Source organism: Lacunimicrobium album, assembly GCF_052161635.1.
Lineage (GTDB): Bacteria > Planctomycetota > Planctomycetia > Planctomycetales > Planctomycetaceae > SXPC01.
Genome location: NZ_CP197413.1, coordinates 5,058,953 through 5,076,102, shown reverse-complemented (window position 1 = coordinate 5,076,102; position 17,150 = coordinate 5,058,953). Strand labels below are relative to the sequence as shown.

The 17,150-nt window shown below is 53.4% G+C and carries 19 protein-coding genes and 1 tRNA gene; 12 read left to right on the top strand and 8 right to left on the bottom strand.

All coding sequences use genetic code 11. From position 1 onward, the window contains the following. Window positions 1–160 precede the first annotated feature (160 nt). The 5 genes from rsmD (at window position 161) to SH248x_RS20330 (ending at window position 3,476) form a co-directional block, all read left to right on the top strand. On the top strand, window positions 161–832 hold the full coding sequence (gene rsmD, locus SH248x_RS20350; protein WP_459556162.1) for an RsmD family RNA methyltransferase: 672 nt from the start codon (window positions 161–163) through the stop codon (window positions 830–832). Between the two features lie 85 nt (window positions 833–917). Beyond that, window positions 918–1,970 (top strand): S-methyl-5-thioribose-1-phosphate isomerase, encoded by a 1,053-nt coding sequence (gene mtnA / locus SH248x_RS20345; RefSeq protein ID WP_459556161.1) that lies wholly within the window; start codon window positions 918–920, stop codon window positions 1,968–1,970. Between the two features lie 262 nt (window positions 1,971–2,232). Continuing rightward, window positions 2,233–2,553 carry an HU family DNA-binding protein gene (locus SH248x_RS20340; RefSeq protein ID WP_459556160.1) on the top strand — a complete coding sequence of 107 codons (321 nt, stop codon included), beginning with the start codon at window positions 2,233–2,235 and terminating at the stop codon, window positions 2,551–2,553. A 412-nt stretch (window positions 2,554–2,965) separates the two neighbouring features. Further along, window positions 2,966–3,211, top strand: coding sequence for a carbon storage regulator (gene csrA, locus SH248x_RS20335; protein ID WP_459556159.1), 246 nt, complete (start codon window positions 2,966–2,968; stop codon window positions 3,209–3,211). 190 nt (window positions 3,212–3,401) lie between these two features. Further along, window positions 3,402–3,476 (top strand) — tRNA-Glu (locus SH248x_RS20330). Between the two features lie 193 nt (window positions 3,477–3,669). Here SH248x_RS20330 and eboE read toward each other — a convergent pair. Continuing rightward, window positions 3,670–4,878 carry a metabolite traffic protein EboE gene (eboE, locus tag SH248x_RS20325; RefSeq protein WP_459556158.1) on the bottom strand — a complete coding sequence of 403 codons (1,209 nt, stop codon included), beginning with the start codon at window positions 4,876–4,878 and terminating at the stop codon, window positions 3,670–3,672. A gap of 388 nt (window positions 4,879–5,266) precedes the next feature. On the opposite strand from eboE, the gene SH248x_RS20320 reads away from it, so the two are divergent. Further along, window positions 5,267–6,427 carry a M24 family metallopeptidase gene (locus SH248x_RS20320; RefSeq protein WP_459556157.1) on the top strand — a complete coding sequence of 387 codons (1,161 nt, stop codon included), beginning with the start codon at window positions 5,267–5,269 and terminating at the stop codon, window positions 6,425–6,427. Between the two features lie 65 nt (window positions 6,428–6,492). Beyond that, complete coding sequence (locus SH248x_RS20315; RefSeq protein ID WP_459556156.1) at window positions 6,493–7,179, top strand: hypothetical protein; 687 nt, start codon at window positions 6,493–6,495, stop codon at window positions 7,177–7,179. Window positions 7,180–7,202: 23 nt separating this feature from the next. Here SH248x_RS20315 and SH248x_RS20310 read toward each other — a convergent pair whose 3' ends face one another. The 4 genes from SH248x_RS20310 to SH248x_RS20295 form a co-directional block, all read right to left on the bottom strand. Next, window positions 7,203–7,772 carry a PIN domain-containing protein gene (locus tag SH248x_RS20310; protein WP_459556155.1) on the bottom strand — a complete coding sequence of 190 codons (570 nt, stop codon included), beginning with the start codon at window positions 7,770–7,772 and terminating at the stop codon, window positions 7,203–7,205. Beyond that, window positions 7,769–8,299, bottom strand: coding sequence for a MerR family transcriptional regulator (locus tag SH248x_RS20305; protein ID WP_459556154.1), 531 nt, complete (start codon window positions 8,297–8,299; stop codon window positions 7,769–7,771). Before SH248x_RS20305 ends, SH248x_RS20310 begins: the two co-directional genes overlap by 4 nt. 94 nt (window positions 8,300–8,393) lie before the next feature. After that, window positions 8,394–8,828 carry a hypothetical protein gene (locus tag SH248x_RS20300; protein ID WP_459556153.1) on the bottom strand — a complete coding sequence of 145 codons (435 nt, stop codon included), beginning with the start codon at window positions 8,826–8,828 and terminating at the stop codon, window positions 8,394–8,396. A gap of 18 nt (window positions 8,829–8,846) precedes the next feature. Continuing rightward, window positions 8,847–10,082: an LL-diaminopimelate aminotransferase gene (locus SH248x_RS20295; protein ID WP_459556152.1), complete on the bottom strand. Its 1,236-nt coding sequence runs from the start codon at window positions 10,080–10,082 to the stop codon at window positions 8,847–8,849. Window positions 10,083–10,401: 319 nt separating this feature from the next. Between SH248x_RS20295 and SH248x_RS20290 the strand changes: the two genes are divergently transcribed. The 4 genes from SH248x_RS20290 (at window position 10,402) to SH248x_RS20275 (ending at window position 12,350) form a co-directional block, all read left to right on the top strand. Beyond that, on the top strand, window positions 10,402–10,818 hold the full coding sequence (locus SH248x_RS20290) for a Dabb family protein (RefSeq protein WP_459556151.1): 417 nt from the start codon (window positions 10,402–10,404) through the stop codon (window positions 10,816–10,818). A gap of 65 nt (window positions 10,819–10,883) precedes the next feature. After that, window positions 10,884–11,225, top strand: coding sequence for a DUF6883 domain-containing protein (locus SH248x_RS20285; protein WP_459556150.1), 342 nt, complete (start codon window positions 10,884–10,886; stop codon window positions 11,223–11,225). Beyond that, entirely contained in the window at window positions 11,215–11,445 is a 231-nt protein-coding gene (locus SH248x_RS20280) for a DUF4926 domain-containing protein (RefSeq protein WP_459556149.1), read from the top strand. Before SH248x_RS20285 ends, SH248x_RS20280 begins: the two co-directional genes overlap by 11 nt. A 74-nt stretch (window positions 11,446–11,519) precedes the next feature. After that, window positions 11,520–12,350, top strand: coding sequence for a formylglycine-generating enzyme family protein (locus SH248x_RS20275; RefSeq protein WP_459556148.1), 831 nt, complete (start codon window positions 11,520–11,522; stop codon window positions 12,348–12,350). A gap of 33 nt (window positions 12,351–12,383) precedes the next feature. On the opposite strand, the gene SH248x_RS20270 is transcribed toward SH248x_RS20275, so the two are convergent. Continuing rightward, window positions 12,384–13,448, bottom strand: a complete 1,065-nt coding sequence (locus SH248x_RS20270) for a DUF6263 family protein (protein ID WP_459556147.1) — start codon at window positions 13,446–13,448, stop codon at window positions 12,384–12,386. Between the two features lie 640 nt (window positions 13,449–14,088). Between SH248x_RS20270 and SH248x_RS20265 the strand changes: the two genes are divergently transcribed. Beyond that, on the top strand, window positions 14,089–14,301 hold the full coding sequence (locus tag SH248x_RS20265; protein ID WP_459556146.1) for a hypothetical protein: 213 nt from the start codon (window positions 14,089–14,091) through the stop codon (window positions 14,299–14,301). Between the two features lie 287 nt (window positions 14,302–14,588). Here the strand turns inward: SH248x_RS20265 and SH248x_RS20260 are convergent, their stop codons facing one another. Beyond that, complete coding sequence (locus SH248x_RS20260) at window positions 14,589–16,313, bottom strand: SpoIIE family protein phosphatase (RefSeq protein WP_459556145.1); 1,725 nt, start codon at window positions 16,311–16,313, stop codon at window positions 14,589–14,591. A 336-nt stretch (window positions 16,314–16,649) separates the two neighbouring features. After that, entirely contained in the window at window positions 16,650–17,111 is a 462-nt protein-coding gene (locus SH248x_RS20255) for a hypothetical protein (RefSeq protein WP_459556144.1), read from the bottom strand. Window positions 17,112–17,150 lie beyond the last annotated feature (39 nt).

The window sequence follows — 17,150 nt, the reverse complement described above, 5'->3', positions numbered from 1 at the left end:
GAACTGGGGGCAGTGAGAAAGCCTGACCCCAGCCAACCGCTGTGCAAACCGAGTTTGTTTGCGCGACCGCACGGCTGACACAGACGTGGCACACCGGAGGGATTTGAGACGGGTGACGGCATAGATTTCCAAACAGCGATTTAGCCGTTACTATGTCGGTATGAGAATTATCGCGGGGAAATATCGTCGTCGGAAGCTGTTGTCGAATCCAGGCGATACGACGCGCCCCATTACGGACCGGGCCAAGGAATCGCTGTTTCAAAACATTCAGCACCTGCTTGTCGACAAAAAAGTGGCCGATGTTTTTGCGGGGACTGGATCACTGGGGCTGGAAGCGTTGAGCCGAGGGGCATCCAGTGCCATCCTGATCGAGAAGGATGCATCTGCGTTTGATCTGCTCAAAAAGAACGTCGCGATGCTGGGGATCGAGGATCATGCGCTCTGCTGGCGGAATGATGTTTTTCGATGCTCTTTCAAGCCGGTCGGCGTCCCTCATTTGACGCCACTCGATGTGATCTTCTTCGACCCGCCCTACAAGTTGGCCAAAGAAATCTCCCCGGGACGCCCTTTGTATCAAGCCCTTTTGAGACTGGCCAAGCCATCCGTCTCGGCTGACAACGCGCTTCTGCTTTACCGTATCAACGAGTTCGAAGAATACGAATTCCCTCCCTGCTGGAAGTGGATGGAGGAATATAAGATCTCGAAAATGAAGATCATCGTCTTCGAGAAAGTTGCAACAACGGGTCTCGAAGCAGACGCGGGCGACGAGGAGATTGTCGATGCTGCGGAAACTCCTGATAACGACTCACCAGATGTCGTTGAAGAATCTTAAGCATTGCTTGTGTGATGCCCAGTAAAACTTCCGGCTAATTTCCAATTTCTATTTCCCAATTTCCATGATGATCGAGGTTTGACTAGTGACTGCTCCCAAAGCCATTGAATGGATTGGAAATACCGACGGATTCCTGCGTTTGCTCGATCAGACGCGGCTGCCGATGGAAACCGTCTGTCTCGACTGCAAGACGACGGAAGAGGTCTTTGTCGCGATCCGCAATCTCTCGGTGCGAGGTGCTCCTGCGATCGGCGTATCTGCTGGGTATGGCGTGGTTGTCGGGATGCAGAAAGAGACGAGAGATTTCCCTGCGTTTCTCGCCACGCTGGAGAAGGTCACGACCTATCTTGCAGAAAGTCGCCCGACAGCCGTCAATCTGTTCTGGGCACTCGATCGGATGAAGGCGTTTGGGAAAACGCTCGAAAGCCAGTCAGCTGATGAGCGTCTGAAATCTCTGCTCGATGAGGCCAAACGCATCGAAGCCGAAGATATTGAGATCTGTGCCGCGATAGGCAAATATGGTGCGGAACTGTTTCAACCAGGGGAAGGAATTCTGACGCACTGCAACACGGGTGCCCTCGCGACTGCGGGTGATGGGACTGCGTTTTCTGTTTTGCTCGCAGCCCATCGGGCCGGGAAGAAGATTCATGTCTTTGCTGACGAGACACGTCCACTGCTGCAGGGAGCTCGTTTGACGGCCTGGGAACTGATGCAGCGAGGGATTCCCAACACGCTGATCTGCGATTCGATGGCGGCCCAGGTCATGAAGGAAGGAAAGATTCAGCGGGTCATCGTCGGAGCGGATCGGATCGCGTCGAATGGGGATGCAGCGAACAAGATTGGGACCTACTCCGTCGCGTGTCTGGCGAAGATGCACAACATCCCGTTTTATGTAGCTGCTCCCTGGAGTACGTTCGATCTGACTCTCGAGGATGGCTCTGGAATTCCGATCGAGCAGCGGAAGGACTCTGAGATCACGGAAGGGTATGGGAAGCGCACGGCGCCTGTGGGAGTGACTGTCTACAACCCTGCTTTTGATGTCACGCCAGTGGCTTTGATTGCCGGGATTGTGACCGAGACGGGGGTCATCTCCCCGGTGACGCGCGAGAACGTCCTGAAGATGGCACCCAAGAAATGAGACTTGCGTCGATTGATGATGCATCAAGGTGTGTCATCACGAGACAGACCAAGTATGATTTCGCCCGGTAATTTCCTGAGCGAAGCCCGTTGAGAGTCATTTGATCAGGATTCTCATCAAAACCCTGAATTTGCGTAACAGAATTGTTGACAAAAATTCCGAATGACAATATCTCTGAGTTCAGAATTACGCGAATGACACGTAAATTCACGGATCAAACGAGACATTTCCCCTCTTCTCATTACTTCCAGGAGATTCCCCTATGGCAGCTGCGACCAAGAAGGCCATGACAAAAACCGAGATGCTGAATTCTTTGTCAGAGTCAACCGGCCTGTCTAAAAAAGACGTCGGCTCTGTCGTTGATGGCCTGAGCCAACTCATCTCCGAAAGCATGGGCAAAAAGGGCGCTGGCGTGTTCAACCTCGCCGGTCTTGTCAAAATCGAAGTCGTCCAGAAGAAGGCTTCTCCAGCCAAGACGATGCCAAACCCATTCAAGCCAGGCGAAATGATGCAAGTCGCTGCTAAGCCAGCCAAGAAGGTCGTTAAAGTCAAAGCCCTCAAAGGCCTGAAAGACATGGTCTAATTGACCAGCATCTCACTGATCAGCCTCTTCAATCACTAAGGGGCGATCTTTGAGCAGCGCAGGATCACCGATTGATCCCACAGCGGCGGAATTCTCGGATGAAGCCCGGAGAAATCTTCTCGGGCTTTTTTCAGTCTCCCGATAGAGTGACTCCAGATTGCTTTCGATATCTGGTCAGTCCTGTTTCGCTTACCCCGCCTAATTTTCTGTTGCTGGACGCAAGTCAAATCGCTGACCGGCTTTCACGGGTCAGAGCGGTTGTATGCACTTGCGCAGATAGCCTATTGACAGCATGTCTCGTGCCACTAGAATGGATCGTGCTGGTTCCATTCTGACTCGATGTTCAACGCAGATGTGTATGAGATCATTGTGTTGATCATGCTGATTCTCAGGGATCATCAGGAGAAACACGATGCTTGTTCTATCGAGGAAGAAAAATCAGAGCATCGTGATTAACGATTCAATCGTCATCACGGTGGTCGACATTCGAGGCGACAAAGTCCGTCTCGGAATTGAAGCACCTAAGGAAGTCGCGGTGCATCGCCACGAGATTTACCAGGCGATTATGCAGGCCGGCTTTCAGAATCCCGGAGAGACAGTCAACGGCGAAACTGTTGAGAGTGTCAAAGCGGACAGTGTAAGAGCGGACAAGGGCTGAATTTAAGGATTTTGCCGCGAACCTTCGTCGCCATTTTCTGTCTGAAACAGAGTGGCAGACTTGTAATCTGTTTGAAGATCTTTAAGATCTCATTTCCTTCAAGTCGATCATTCATTTGGCCGATTTGAAGTAGGCATCACAGAAGACGACTGACTTCTTTGTTGCTGACGCGTCCTACGCAAAAAAGACTGGCCCCATCGTCTAGCCCGGTCCAGGACACCGGATTTTCAGTCCGAGAACAGGGGTTCGAATCCCCTTGGGGTCACCTTAAAAAAGCCCGGTTTAACGACCGGGCTTTTTTTATGCGCAGTTTTTGAGAGACCAGACTGGAACGCAGAGGGAACAGAGTTGAGCAGAGCTCGCAGAGGGTGAGCGATGGGAGTCGATTGCGCAGTTGACGTAATTCTGGCGACTTCGCCGTCCGGGTTGAGACAACCCGGACTACCCCGTACCAGTGGTTACTTCTTCGATTGCATCAGGTTGACGAATTTCGGTTTTGGATTCGCAATCGAGTGGAGCTCTTTGTGGACGTGCGCGAACTCAGCGGCGATGCCGTTGATGATGGCGTTTTCGTCGGCGGGTTTCATGACCGACCAGGTATAGGTCTCGACTTCCAGATGAGGTGGGTAGTCAAGCTTGTGGATGGCTTCGAGGGCTTCGCGGAGCTGTGGCTGCGTAGTGCCGAGGGATGCCATTTTCGACTGGTGGACCGGGACATGGAAGTGGATACGGGCTGCGGTAGCCTCGCTGGCTGAGGCGAGGCGTTCGAGTGTCTCGGAAGTCAGGTCTTCGATGCGCTCGATGTCTTTGCCGGGCGATTGAATCATGGTCTGATGCAGGTAGCGAGGCTCATTGAAGGCAGCGAGATCCTTGAGGCCTTGTGCATTGGTGGCGGGGTGGGTGAGTTCCAGGGCGCTGCTCATCTGGACTTTGTTGATGCGGATGCCGGCTTTTTCGATGCGCGGGATAATCTCGGCCATGTCTTCGAATTCAACTGCCTGGTGGCAGGTATCGAAGCAGAGGCCGATGTGTCGGTAGACGAGGGCTTCCAGATCCTGCTTTTTCGCGGCAGACAGCAGCGATTCGTACCAGGAGAGGGTTTCGTCGGTTGTTTCCAGCAGGCAGTGAGGCTCGGGCTCGACGGCGATGCGGATGACCTTGCCGGTGGAGTCATGAAGTTCGTCGAGGTGGCGGGTCAGCTGGAGGAAGTTCTCGTGGGTGGCTTCGAGAAAGCCAGGGCGATCCGAAAGGCGCTTGAAGCCCAGAGGCATGGTCGAAATGCTGCCTTCAATGCCATCAGGGACAAGCTGAGAGAGAATATCGGCACAAGTCTCGGTGTAGACGCGTCTTGCTGGGTCGGTCCAGTCGGGGAGGTAAACGTTTTCTTTCACGCGTTCGCTGTGGAAGTTGCCATAGGGGAAGGCATTGAATGTGTAGCAGAGAAGTTTGTGCGAGGAGAGTTCGTCGCTGAGCTTCATGGCGAAATCAGGGCGGCCGGGAAGCTCTTCGATGACCGATTGCGGCATCCACAACCCGACAGCGATCGGGCGGTCGACCAGCTTTTGGATGGGGAGCGTATATCGAAACAGAGTCTGGAAAACGCCGTCAACAGACAAGGAAGGGTGGACGTTCGCACAATAAGAGACGGGTAGACGCGAAAATGACATGGCGGGATGATTTCATCACTTGCAGGAAATTGACGTCGACACGACGGTTGGCATCGTCTCAACTCGAAGGCTCAAGATCACTTAGTCGATTCGAGCATAACAAATTTGAACTTGAACGTCATGCGCCGCGTGACGCCTGATGACGGAGTTGCTGATTGAACTCCCGGACGAGCGTTCCAGAGATGCCCAGCGGGTCGCTTCTTTTCGTTCCCAAGCAGAATTTTCGCGAATAATACTTCATTGAGAATTGAAGAAGGTAGATATTGAGAATGTTGCGTGACAGGTGATATGGGTTATAAAAACGGTCACTGATATTTCGCGAATTGCCAGAAACCCCGAGTTCACCTTTCAGCTCGTGTGGTGTGTCTCCCTGTGATCGAAGTCGAAAATGAACACGTCCACAGCCGATTTGATTGAGCCGATTTCGTCGACGGAAATTAATGTCGACGATATGCGGCGACGTGAGGTCATCGACTCGCGACATGCCCAGGTCATCGATCTGCTCAAGAAACATAAGCTGGATGCGATTCTGATCCGCCGTCCGGAGAACTTTGCCTGGGCGACCTGCGGAGCGAAAAACACGTTCCCGACAGATAATGAGCCGACTGCGTCGATCTTCGTTTCTGAGAGCGCGCGAGTCCTGTTGTGTGGCAATGTTGATTCGCCTGAGATGTTTGACTACCAGATTGCCTCGCAGGGATTTCAGCATAAAGAACGCCCGTGGTTTGAATCGAAAGATAAGCTGATTGCGGACTTCTGCAAAGGACGCAAGATCGGTAGCGACAGTCCATTTGAAAATACAAAGGACTTGCGTCACGAGTTTGATCAGTTGCGTATCGGCCTGTCGGATTTCGAGCGGACGCGGTTCATCGAAGCAGGTCGGTCGCTGGTGCATGCCATCGAAGCCACCTGTCGACACCTGAAAAAAGACGTGACCGATACCGAAGCCGTCGCTGAGTTGTCACACCGATTGTGGCGACATCAACTTAGGCCCGTCCTGATGCAGGTGATGGCGGATGGTCGCGGGAAGCGCTATCGTCATTGGCGCGAAGATCAGGATCAAATCGAAAAATACGCCGTCATTTCGGTGATCGTCGAACGCGAGGGACTGCATGTGGGTTGCACGCGGACTGTCAGCTTCGGTCGACCTCCGGCTGACCTGATGGTCGACTTTCGGCGAGTCGCGTTGATTTATGCCACTGCACTTTTTTACTCGCAACCCGGCTGGACGATCTCAAAGCTGATGCACCCGCTTGAGAGTGTTTACTCGAAGTTCGGCTGCGAGGATGAATGGAAGCTGGCCGACTTTGGTGCAGTGACCGGTTACCGACCGACAGAATCGGTCGTCCTGCCGGAGAATGGGTTGAAATTGGCGAAGCTGACGCCTCTGCACTGGTATCCGACCGTCGGGCAGGCGAGAATTGGGGACACAATTCTGGTCAAAGATTCTGGCTTCGAATGGGCGACGCCGGTCGATACATGGCCGACGATGGAAGTCGAAATCAAAGGCAATCGATTCAGCCTGCCGGATGTGCTTCAACGCGAGTGAAGTTGAGCTGGTTGGCTCTGCGCGTTCGCCTGTCCCCTGATGACCGATGATCCTCGAGGGCCTCGATGACCGTCTACCGGATTCCTGCACCGATTCAAAACATCCTGGATGAACTGGCGAGATTTGAGATCTGGCAGCAGCTGCTGATCATTCTAGCGGTTTTGTTCGTCTTGAATCTTTTGTTGCAATTCATTGCCGTCCTGTTTGGCGGTGCGCCCAAGCCGATCGCCAAGCCGCTGAAGAAAGACTTCACGAACAAGAAGCCCAAGGCTGCGAAGGTCAAGGCTCAGCTACGCGAGTCGGGCCTTGCCGTTCAGCGAACCCCGTCCGCTGCTCCCGCATCAATCCCACTTGTCTCGGATGAGGAGGTCACAACGACCGCTGTGCTTCCCAGGGTTACGCCAGTTGCGGTTGTGCAGTCGACGTTGCCAGCGCCAAAGCTTGATACGCTAGATGATGTCTTGAACGAACTGGAAAAACTCGATGCCCGGATCGGTCGGGATAAATCGGGCAGCGTGGTCATGATCTTCCTCAACGGGAAAGAACTCCCGCCGGGCATCCTCAACGGGATGAAATTTTTCCCGAAGCTGGAGTCGTTGCACCTGCGTCGAACGAATGTCAGCGATCTGGACGTGCCCGCAATCAACGCGATCAAGCAGCTGCGGTTTCTGTATGCGACGGAGACGCAGTTATCGAATGACGGGCTGACGGCGTTGAAGAAAGGGAATGGGAATTTGAAGATCGAGGCGTGATCGCGGCACACGCTTACCCTGTTTCAAATGATCTCGGAATACTCTCTGAGCTTCATCACAAATTGAGACAATTGCTGTTTTTGCAGCACTTCGAGATAACGAACGGAATCCATCGGCGGGTTCTTTAAGCTTTCGCGATGACGCTTTGCGGCCGTACAGACGATCTCGGGGGCAGCCTCCAGTTGTTGAGTGAGAAAGTGATCTGGATGCTCAGCGACGATCCCGAGTGGACCGAGAGTCTGTTTGGGAAAGTCTTTCAGGTTAAACGTGATGATGACGTCTGCACCAGCATGTATCGCAGCGGCAAGCACATGACGATCATCTGGGTCAGGCAATTCCATTGATGGGATCAATGTCTCATATCCACTGACCAGACAGTCAAGAACGTGCGCATTCATCAGGTCACGGATTCGCTCGGCTTGCTGACGTGTGAAATCAGGACGATCTCGCTGAACGCCTCGCATCCATTCTTCATGGATGTCATTGCTCCAGCGTGCTCGAAACAAATCTGTCATCGCAAGGTACATGAGAAAACTGCGAAGCGGTGACGGGTAAAGCACGCAGGCATCGTAGATGACCGTCAACTGATTCATTTGTCTTCGAAGCCAAAACCAAGCTGCTGATCGATGGCGGAAAGTTCGTCGAGTGCTTTCAGCCGGTTCCGGTTCATGGAGTTTTTGTACTCCAAAAGATCGGAGAATAGAACACGACGATGAGTACCTACTTTTCGAAAAGGGATCGTTCCCTGTTCCATCTGACTGACCAGAAATGGTCGAGAGACATTCAAAAAGTCAGCTGCCTGTTGTGTCGTTAACTCTGCATGGACAGGGACCAGGCCAATGGCATCGCCGTTGGCCATGTGGCGCAGAATTTCTTGCAATGCGCGAAGTGCGGATGCCGGGATGGAGACGAACTCTTCGGACGCGCCTTTGGCTTTAATCCGTATGCGTGCTGGCTCGGAAAGGTTAGCATCGAGACAGCGAGAAAGTTGCTGACTGCTATCCCGCGCCAGGATTGCTTCATCCGGCGTTGCTGTCACGATATCGCTGATGTTGGTGAATGATGCGGAAGTAGCCATCGTCGATCTCCTCAGGAAAACGATATCGGCTACAATGCCCAAAGGCAATATCCGAAATTAACGTAATATTCGAAACGACCCCGGCTTGCAGTACTTGTATGGAGTCTAGGTAGTCTCGAATTACCTTGATGGGCGCTTATGCAGATTGAAGGTCAAGCAGCTTTATTTCAAATTCGAACTCAGGAAGCCTCACATCGCAGTCATCACCATTCGAAAAATGAAATCGAATGAAAACGAGCTCAGGCTCGATACTGCTGCGAAATGATGAAAGATGCTCAATCGTCTGACCAGGCAGCAGTTGGATTTCATTAGCGAAAGGGCTAATTAAGAGTGTGCAATGGAAAGATCGAACGTCTTGATTCTTACGATAGAGTTCCCAAGTATCTCGCAGGAGGTCGCAAACGACTTTTTCCGCTTCATGAGTCACCTTGAGTATCTCGGCATCATGAAGAAGGCTGCTGAGAAACGCGATGTCGTGGCGGAGGTTGGAGTCGTGACGCACGGCATATTGAAGCGGCCGTGCGACGTTTTCACCCCAGTCAAAAAAGAGGGCCTGAAATTCTGGTTGCATGCTCAGACCCTCATGTCATTAACCACCCACCACCGCTTGAAACCGCTTCACGGCTTCTTCGATATTCGCCCGGGAGTTGAAGGCGCTTAAACGGAAGTAGCCTTCGCCGGCGGCGCCGAAGCCGGAGCCGGGGGTGCCGACGAGGTGGGCTTTGTGGAGGAGTTGGTCGAAGAAGTCCCAGCTGGTGGTGTTGCCGGGGGTTTTCAGCCAGATGTAGGGGGCGTTGACGCCGCCGTAGACGCGGATGCCGACTTTTTCCAGGCCTTCACGCAGTAGTTGGGCGTTGATCAGGTAGAAGCGGATCAGTTCCTGGACTTGCTGCTGGCCTTCTGGTGAATAGACGGCTTCGGCGCCACGTTGAATGATGTACGGGACGCCGTTGAACTTGGTCGAGTGACGTCGGTTCCACAGGGCGTGGAGGGAAACGTCTTCGCCTTTGTCGTTCTTGGCGGTCAGGTTTTTGGGGATGACGGTGAAGGCACAGCGGGTTCCGGTGAAGCCTGCGGTCTTGCTGAAGCTGCGGAATTCGATCGCGACGTCTTTGGCTCCTTCGATTTCGAAGATGCTGCGTGGGACGTTTGGCTCGGTGATGTAGGCTTCGTAGGCGGCGTCGTAGAAGATGATCGCGTTGTTGGCCTTGGCGTAATCGACCCACTTCTTGAGCATCTCGCGTGAGGCGACCATCCCGGTCGGGTTGTTCGGGTAGCACAGATAGATGAGGTCGACCTTCTCTTGAGGAAGCTCGGGAGTGAAGTCGTTTTCTGCGGTGACGGGGAGGTAAACCAAGCCATCGTAACGGCCTTGAGCATCGGCGGCTCCAGTGCGGCCGACCATGACGTTAGTATCGACATAGACCGGGTAAACCGGGTCGAGAACGGCGACCTTGTTCTTCATCCCGAAGATATCGAGGATGTTGCCGGTGTCGCATTTGCTCCCATCGGAGACGAAGATCTCGTCGGCGGAGATGTCGATGCCGCGTTGTTTGAAATCGTTGGTCGCGATGGCGTCGCGCAGGAAGTCGTAGCCTTGTTCAGGGCCGTAGCCTTTGAACGTTTCCCGGCTGGACATCTCATCGAGAGCGGCGTGCATCGCCTTGACGCAGGCGGCAGGCAGAGGCTCGGTGACGTCGCCGATCCCCAGACGGATGATCTTGGCTGAGGGGGTCGCGGCTGAGAATTCTCGAACGCGACGAGCGATCTCAGGAAAGAGGTAACCGGCTTTGAGTTTCTGATAGTTGTCGTTGATGTAGGCCACGGGTCCAGGTCTCGACTTTCGGAACATGAATGGGAACAGGAAACAAGCGGAAATTTTAGACGCTACGAGTCGGATTTTGGAGCGATGGGGAGGTTGAATTTGTACGCGAGGGGAAAAGTTCTGTTATGCTGGGATTTGATCAAAGTGATCATCGTAAAGAGAATTTAGCCACAGAGATCACAGAGCCCACAGAGAGTCAAGAGAAGAGTTGAAAGTCAATCGAACTCTCCGGGTTTCGCCACACCATGCCTCTGAGCCCTCTGTGAACTCTGTGGCTATTCATCGACATCTAATTTTCAGACGAACACTGGAGCGCATCATGAACTGGAAAACATCACTGGGGCTGGCTGTTTTGGCTATTTCGGTCGGAGCCGTTGTTTCGATGAACAGCTCGTCGACATCGTTGATCGCTAACATCCTTGAGGAGAAAAAGCCTGTGTATCGTCACTTTGTCATCTTCAAGTTTGAGGAGTCTGCCAAGCCTGAACAGATTCAGGGAGTTGTCGATGCCTTCGCGGCTTTGCCTGGCAAGATTGATACGATCAAGGGCTTTGAGATGGGGACCAACATCAGCCCGGAAGGTCATGACAAAGGCTTTACGCATGGCTTTCTGGTGACGTTTGATGACAAAGCAGGTTTGGAGAAATACCTGCCGCATCCGGCTCACAAGGAGTTTGGCGGATCGTTGAAGGGGATTCTCAAAGATGTTCTCGTGTTTGATTATGTGACGAAGTAACAGCCGTCCATCACAACCATCGGGAGCAGTCACCTGTTCCCGATGGCCGAAGCGAGGCATTGAGTGTGCGCGATTTACCTCATCCGGTCGTTGAAGAGTCAAAAATTTGTGGGTACTTACTCAATCGGACTCATCCTGATGGCGGTCCGAAAGCTGCGTGGTTCATTTCTCTCGGTTTTCGTAGAGAGGCCTGGGAAGAGCTTCGAACGTCTTTGATTGATTCTCTTAGATGCACATCGTCATTGACGACAGAGAGTACAACTTATGGAATCAAGTTTATAATTTCCGGTGTACTTTCTACGCCGAGTGGTCGGACGGTTGGTATTCGGACGATCTGGATCAGCACACATCCACTCAGCATGCGACTCGTAACGGCCTATCCGGAGGAATTGAGTAATGATTCATGAACATGACGTCGTTGTGTTAACAAGGGCTCTTCCTGATCTCAGTTTGCAGATCGGAGATGTGGGAACCGTTGTGCATGTTTATGCAGATTCATCAGGATTTGAAGTTGAATTCCTTGACGGTGGCGGACGGACCATCGGTGTCTGCACACTCGATGCGGAAAGTGTTCGAGAACGTCATGCCGATGAAATCTTTAGTGTCAGGAGTTTAAAATCAGCGTGAGTTCTGTTGCGAGGATCAGTCATTTTTGTGCGTTGAGTATCGGGGCAATAAAATCAAGAAGTTGTTGCGCATTCTTGATTCGTCAAATTGTCTTCTTCCTGTGGATCGTGATGTTTTCAGGCTGTGGGCCGCGACAACCGGGATTACCGGTTTCAAAAGTGCCGGTTGTGACGAATTCGATTGGGATGGAGTTTGTCGAGATTCCGTCCGGGAAGTTCCTGATGGGGGCGATTCCTGGTGATGAACTGGCAAACGAGAATGAGAACCCTCAGCATGAGGTGACGATTTCGAAGGCTTTTTATTTCGGGAGATTTGAGGTCACGCAACGTCAATACGCAGACGTTATCGGAGACAACCCGAGTTACTTCTCAGCAGCCGGTCGAGGAGCCAATGACGTCTCGGGATGGGTGACGGACAACTTCCCCGTCGAGATGGTCAACTGGTTTGAAGCGACTCAGTACTGTGAGAAGTTATCGAATTTGCCCGAAGAGAAAGCCGCGGGGAGAACCTATCGATTGCCCACGGAAGCAGAATGGGAATATGCCTGTCGGGCAGGGACGGTGACCCGATTTGCGTTTGGGGCAATGGCTGACCCGAAACTGGTGAATTTCAAAGGCTATGTCGGTCGTACGCAACCTGTCGGCTCTTATCCGCCGAATGCCTGGGGCCTGCATGATATTCAGGGGAACGTGCTCGAATGGTGCAGCGACTGGCATACCGACGATTATTACTCGGTTTCACCAGCAGTTGATCCGCCCGGGCCGGAGATTTCGCCGGATGATGTGCGCGTGTTACGTGGAGGCGGGTATGCGTTTACACCCGCATCGGCAAGTTTTCGAGATGATATCCCGCCGCATTTTCGCGGGCCGGGGCATGGGCTACGGGTCGTGATGGAGAAGAATTAGACGCAAACAAAGTTTGCCTGAGCGGAGCCGCGGTTATCGGCTCAGCTCATGCCCGACTTGTTGAATCGCCTGGTCTGCCTGAGGTGGGTAAGCGTTGACGGTCGTCAGGATGTGTTTGCGTTGCTCGAAGGTGATGCCGCCGTCGAGGGCGACGAGCATGTCAATATACTGGTCGACCTGGGACTGCGTGGGGAGGCCGGTGGCGAGGTCGATGGTGCATTGGCCGTAACTGTTACCGCCGCGGATCTGGACGTTGAGGCCGTCGTAGGTTTCTTTCGACAGACTGGTGGTGGGGAGGACGGCTCCTGTCATGTCCAGGAGGGCGACTTTGTCGTTGATCTCTTTGATGGTGTAGGTCTGTTCGACGGTGATCGGCAGGGGTTGATTGAGGTAGCGTCTTCGTGTCCAGGTGAAGCCGACGTTGACGACCGTGCCATTTTTCTCTGCTTTTTCGTCGTAGGGAAGCAGGCCGATGGTGTCGTCGATGAAGTTGGCCAGGCCGTCGTGTTGCGAGGAGGCAGCGATCTGCATCATCAGTTGTTGCTTTTGTGCCTCAGGGATTTTTGCTAAGCATTTGTCGAGAAACTGCTGGTAGCCGAGGATTTCTTTGATCTGATTGTCCTGGCCGACCCAGAATTCAAAGCCATTGTTGATCATGCCCTGGTACGGGAGAGCGGCTGTCGGAACGGGAGAATTGGGAATCGCGGAGTCGTAGCTGAGGGATTTGTTATCGAGGTTTTGGGAGTATTTGACATGGCTGTATTGGACGTCGAATTTCTTGTCATTTTCACGGATCTCATCGACGGTGATCGCCATCATGAGCTCAAGAGAAGAGGTGCTTTTTTTGACGCCCTTGATGGACGATTGTGACAATTCCTGGTGAATCGTCTTTTTGAGCGGGATGCGCATGCCGGGCTTGAGTTTGAGGCTCAAATCGGCTGGTTTGCTGTTTTGGAGCTTGGGGTCTGCATCGCGCGCGGACAGGGGGTCTGCCAGACCGAGAATGCCGTCGTCAGCTTTGTTACTTGCCGATTCACTGTTGCATCCAGCCAACAGGCAGGCTGCGACAAACAGGCTCAACCAATTTGCACGGTTCATAAGAAGGTCCATCTTCATCGAATACACGTCTTTCACGGGAGATGCGGTGCGAGATATCCCTGCTCGCGCACGCACCCAGTCGGAAGAATATCGGGCCGTCTCGACTGGTGAAAGACCAATTCGATTGCGCAAGATTCTGGCGAATGGGGAACGGTCGTCGGATTGGACGTATTCCGTTTGTTCAAGGAATGGGACGCGGGATTCACGGGCATTTACAGTTTTGTTTCGTTTCCAGAACAAGTTCTTATGGTGGTGGAATTTCTTCCCGAAGTTCAGTGCCCGCGCGTCTATGCCATCTGTGCATTCTTTGCAAATCACCACAACATCTTTATCTGATTTACTCTACGAATCCATCCCGTCCTCGCCATCCATCCCAGGTGTTAGATTAAGACCAGCCTTCTTGATCGATTCTTTGGCTGGCTGGCTCGCGATTATTTTTAGAAAAATGTGATCGGGCATTCATTTTTGCTAAAGTTCCTGAGATGATCACAGGCGGGGCAATGACGAGCCCGGCCGACAGGCGATAGCTAAAACTGGTTATCGTCGCACAATTTACTGCATCAATGAGCACTGCCACTTGAGACACCGTCCGGAGCGACACGGTCGCAGCAGCTGCTATCCCCTCAGGAAGGATTTGACCATGGACCAGGATTATCGCGTTATCGAAACCGATTCTCTGCCACCAAAAACTCTCGTGGCACCGTTCCGCTTCGCTCGCGAACTCCGACTGATGCTCAAGGGAACGACCTTGAACATCCAAAGCGGCAGCGATGAGAATATTTACGTCTCGAAGGATTTGTCGAAGTCATTTGATATGTGGCTTCAACACCAGATGCTGCGGTCTCAGAAGTAGGTAATGTTGCTGATGCCCCTCGGTGCTGGTTCGAGGGGCGGGTGGTGGAGTCAGTTGAGACTTTTGAAGATTCCAGGCTGACTTTTCTGGCTGAGTAGATACTGGGATCAAGGCTGTTATTCGCTACGCGCAACGGTCGTCGAACAGTGCCTACAGCCCACCCTCATCCGTCGTCGAAGCGACGCCACCTTCTCCCCTCAAGGGAGAAGGGACTTAAAGCGGCTCCCCTCAAGACAGAAGGAACTTAAGACCGCTCACCCAACGGAGAAGAACCAAACCTACCTGGTTTAGAACATGGTGGAGCCGTCGAGGGAGAGGTGGTCGGGGATGTAGCGGAAGGCGACCAGGCAGCGGTCGTCGCGGATGGGTTGGTTACTGCTGTAGAGATTGGTCGCGTCGATGAGGGAGCGGATCGCATCGTTCGGGCCGGTGGTGACGGGTTCTAAGCAATCTTCCAGGCGTTCGCGGCCAAAGATCTCGTTTTTGGTGTTCATGGCTTCGGTGATGCCGTCGGTATAGACAACGACCATGTCCCCGAGAGACAGGGTGATCGTAGCCTGGTCGTACGTGCTGTCAGGCATGATGCCGAGTGGTATGCCGGTGACTTGCGAACCGAGGACTGAAGTCTCGCCTGATTTTTTTCGGAGGATAGGCGGGAGGTGGCCGGCGCTCGCGATCGAGAGTTCATGCGTTCTGGGGTCGAGAATGAGCAGGACGAAGGTGATGAAACGAAAACCGACGCCGCTTTGAAAGATTTCGTTGTTGAGGGCCTGAAGCGACAGGGACATCGTCGGTTGAGCCAGAAGCTGGTAACGGACGGCTGAGCAGAGTCGAGCCATCAGGAGGGCGGCGGGAACCCCTTTGCCGGAGACGTCGCCTTGAGTGATGGCGAGTCGTCCATCTGGAAGCGGGATATAGTCGTAATAGTCGCCGCCGACGCCGAGGGCGGCTTCGTAGAGGTCAGCGAATTCGTAATTCGGCACTGAGGGCTTTTCTCGTGGGAGGAAGCCGAGTTGAATCTGGGTGGCGAAATCGATATCGCGTTCAAGATCTCGCTGGGTGAGGAGTTCTTCGTGAAGCCTGGCGTTATCCAGGGCCATGGCGGCTTGATTGGCGACGCAGACAAGGAGTTCGAGATCGCTTTTCGTGAACTCGCGGTTCATGTCGCGAGTATTCAGCTGGACGACGCCGGTCGCGGTATCGGCTTGCGAGAGGAGAGGCGCGCAGATCATCGAACGCACCTGCAGTTCTGAGAGAGACGTTGCGCTCTGAAATCGAGAGTCATCCTGCACGTCGGCACTCAGGATCGCGGAGCGAGTCTGCATCGCGCGATCGATAATCGTTCGGCTGACCGGAATCGGTTCTTCGTCATTCTCGAGACGATGCTTGCTCGCTCTGATCAGATTGCGGTTGGTCTGCGGATCATGGATCACGAAAAAGCCGGAGTCGGCATGCGGAAAAATCTTGAAGAGGACATTCAGAATCTTCGGAAGAAGCTGCTCGACGTCAAGAATTTTCGAGATCGCTTCAGAGATTTCGAGGATGGCTTTCAGGACGTTTTCAGGATCGTTTCCGATGTGGAACGAGCCGGAGCGGAGATTTTCGAGCGTGCTAATGATGGACGATGAGGAGTCGAGGCCGTCGCGCTGTTCGGCATCACCTAAATTCTCGATGGAATAGGGGGTGCCGTATTGAAGGTAGTGCATGAGTTCTGCGGTGTTCATGTGCTGATAGAACACAAACTTGACGTCGCAGATGCGGATCTGGTCGCGGTCTCTGAGCTTCATACGACCGTGAGTGGGGAGGTCGTTGACGAAGGTGCCGTTTCGGCTTTGCAGGTCTTCGAGATAGAAGTGCCCAGACTCGTAAGCGATGCGGGCATGCTGGCGCGAGACGGCGACTTTATCGATGACGATTTCGCAGCTTGGTTGACGTCCAATAGTCAACGGATATTCGTTGAGTTCAACGAACTGGTCTGCATCGCCTGAGAATTGAACGCGAAGAACCGCCACACCACCGCTCCTGTCAGGCAGAGGTCCAATCAGCCTGTAAGGACAGATTAGCAGATAGGTGAAGGAAGAGAAACAGGAGAGTGGTGGGGGGATTTGTCATGTTAGCTTCGCTCGCATAGACGCTGACAACTGAGGCAACCAGAGGGGTTTGCCTCGTACGGATTAGCGAACGGGGAGTTGGTTAGTGCCTATGCCCCACCCTCATCCGCCCTTCGGGCACCTTCTCCCCTCAAGGGAGAAGGGACGGGGTTATGGGCTCAGTTCAATTCGCAGAGTCCCCTCATCCGACCTCGAAGACTCAGCCACCTTCTCCCCGGGGGAGAAGGGACGGGATTATCAATCGCCGACGCCGACTTCGATGTTGTAGGCGTCCTGGAGGAGGCGTTTTTCTCGTTGGTTGAATTGGATGAGGTGGTTCATCCAGAGCATGAGTTCCTGTTTCAGGGAATTGGCGGAGGCTTTGAAGTTCTTGCAGCAATCGAGGGACGCTTTTAAGGACTTCAATTCGGTCACGAGAGTTCGCTGTTCCTGGCGGATTTTCAGGACGGCGGAGTCCCAGCTGGGGTGTTCGTGGAGGACTTCCTCGTAGAGTCCCTGGATGTCACGCAGTCGATACTCGGCGGGGAGGGTGTCGAGCAGCGTGTCGACGAGGGCGAGGATCCATTTTTTGTTTTCGTCGGAAGCGGGTTCTTCGAGGACGTCGCTGAGGTCGCCCAGGAGAAGGTACTCCAACATTGTCAGGTCGTTGAGCTTGCGTTGGCGGGCTGCATAAGCCGGGGTGGTCGACGTCTGGATCATGAGAGAGCTCCTTTTGGCGGATGGCGCCGCCGCGATCAA

Coding starts and splice junctions, on each gene's coding strand:
- SH248x_RS20315 (WP_459556156.1), top strand. CDS start 6,493: ATGACCGTCTACCGGATTCCTGCACCGATTCAAAACATCCTGGATGAA.
- csrA (WP_459556159.1), top strand. CDS start 2,966: ATGCTTGTTCTATCGAGGAAGAAAAATCAGAGCATCGTGATTAACGAT.
- SH248x_RS20320 (WP_459556157.1), top strand. CDS start 5,267: ATGAACACGTCCACAGCCGATTTGATTGAGCCGATTTCGTCGACGGAA.
- SH248x_RS20280 (WP_459556149.1), top strand. CDS start 11,215: ATGATTCATGAACATGACGTCGTTGTGTTAACAAGGGCTCTTCCTGAT.
- SH248x_RS20340 (WP_459556160.1), top strand. CDS start 2,233: ATGGCAGCTGCGACCAAGAAGGCCATGACAAAAACCGAGATGCTGAAT.
- SH248x_RS20265 (WP_459556146.1), top strand. CDS start 14,089: ATGGACCAGGATTATCGCGTTATCGAAACCGATTCTCTGCCACCAAAA.
- SH248x_RS20310 (WP_459556155.1), bottom strand. CDS start 7,772: ATGAATCAGTTGACGGTCATCTACGATGCCTGCGTGCTTTACCCGTCA.
- SH248x_RS20255 (WP_459556144.1), bottom strand. CDS start 17,111: ATGATCCAGACGTCGACCACCCCGGCTTATGCAGCCCGCCAACGCAAG.
- SH248x_RS20270 (WP_459556147.1), bottom strand. CDS start 13,448: ATGAACCGTGCAAATTGGTTGAGCCTGTTTGTCGCAGCCTGCCTGTTG.
- SH248x_RS20300 (WP_459556153.1), bottom strand. CDS start 8,828: ATGCAACCAGAATTTCAGGCCCTCTTTTTTGACTGGGGTGAAAACGTC.
- SH248x_RS20290 (WP_459556151.1), top strand. CDS start 10,402: ATGAACTGGAAAACATCACTGGGGCTGGCTGTTTTGGCTATTTCGGTC.
- rsmD (WP_459556162.1), top strand. CDS start 161: ATGAGAATTATCGCGGGGAAATATCGTCGTCGGAAGCTGTTGTCGAAT.
- eboE (WP_459556158.1), bottom strand. CDS start 4,878: ATGTCATTTTCGCGTCTACCCGTCTCTTATTGTGCGAACGTCCACCCT.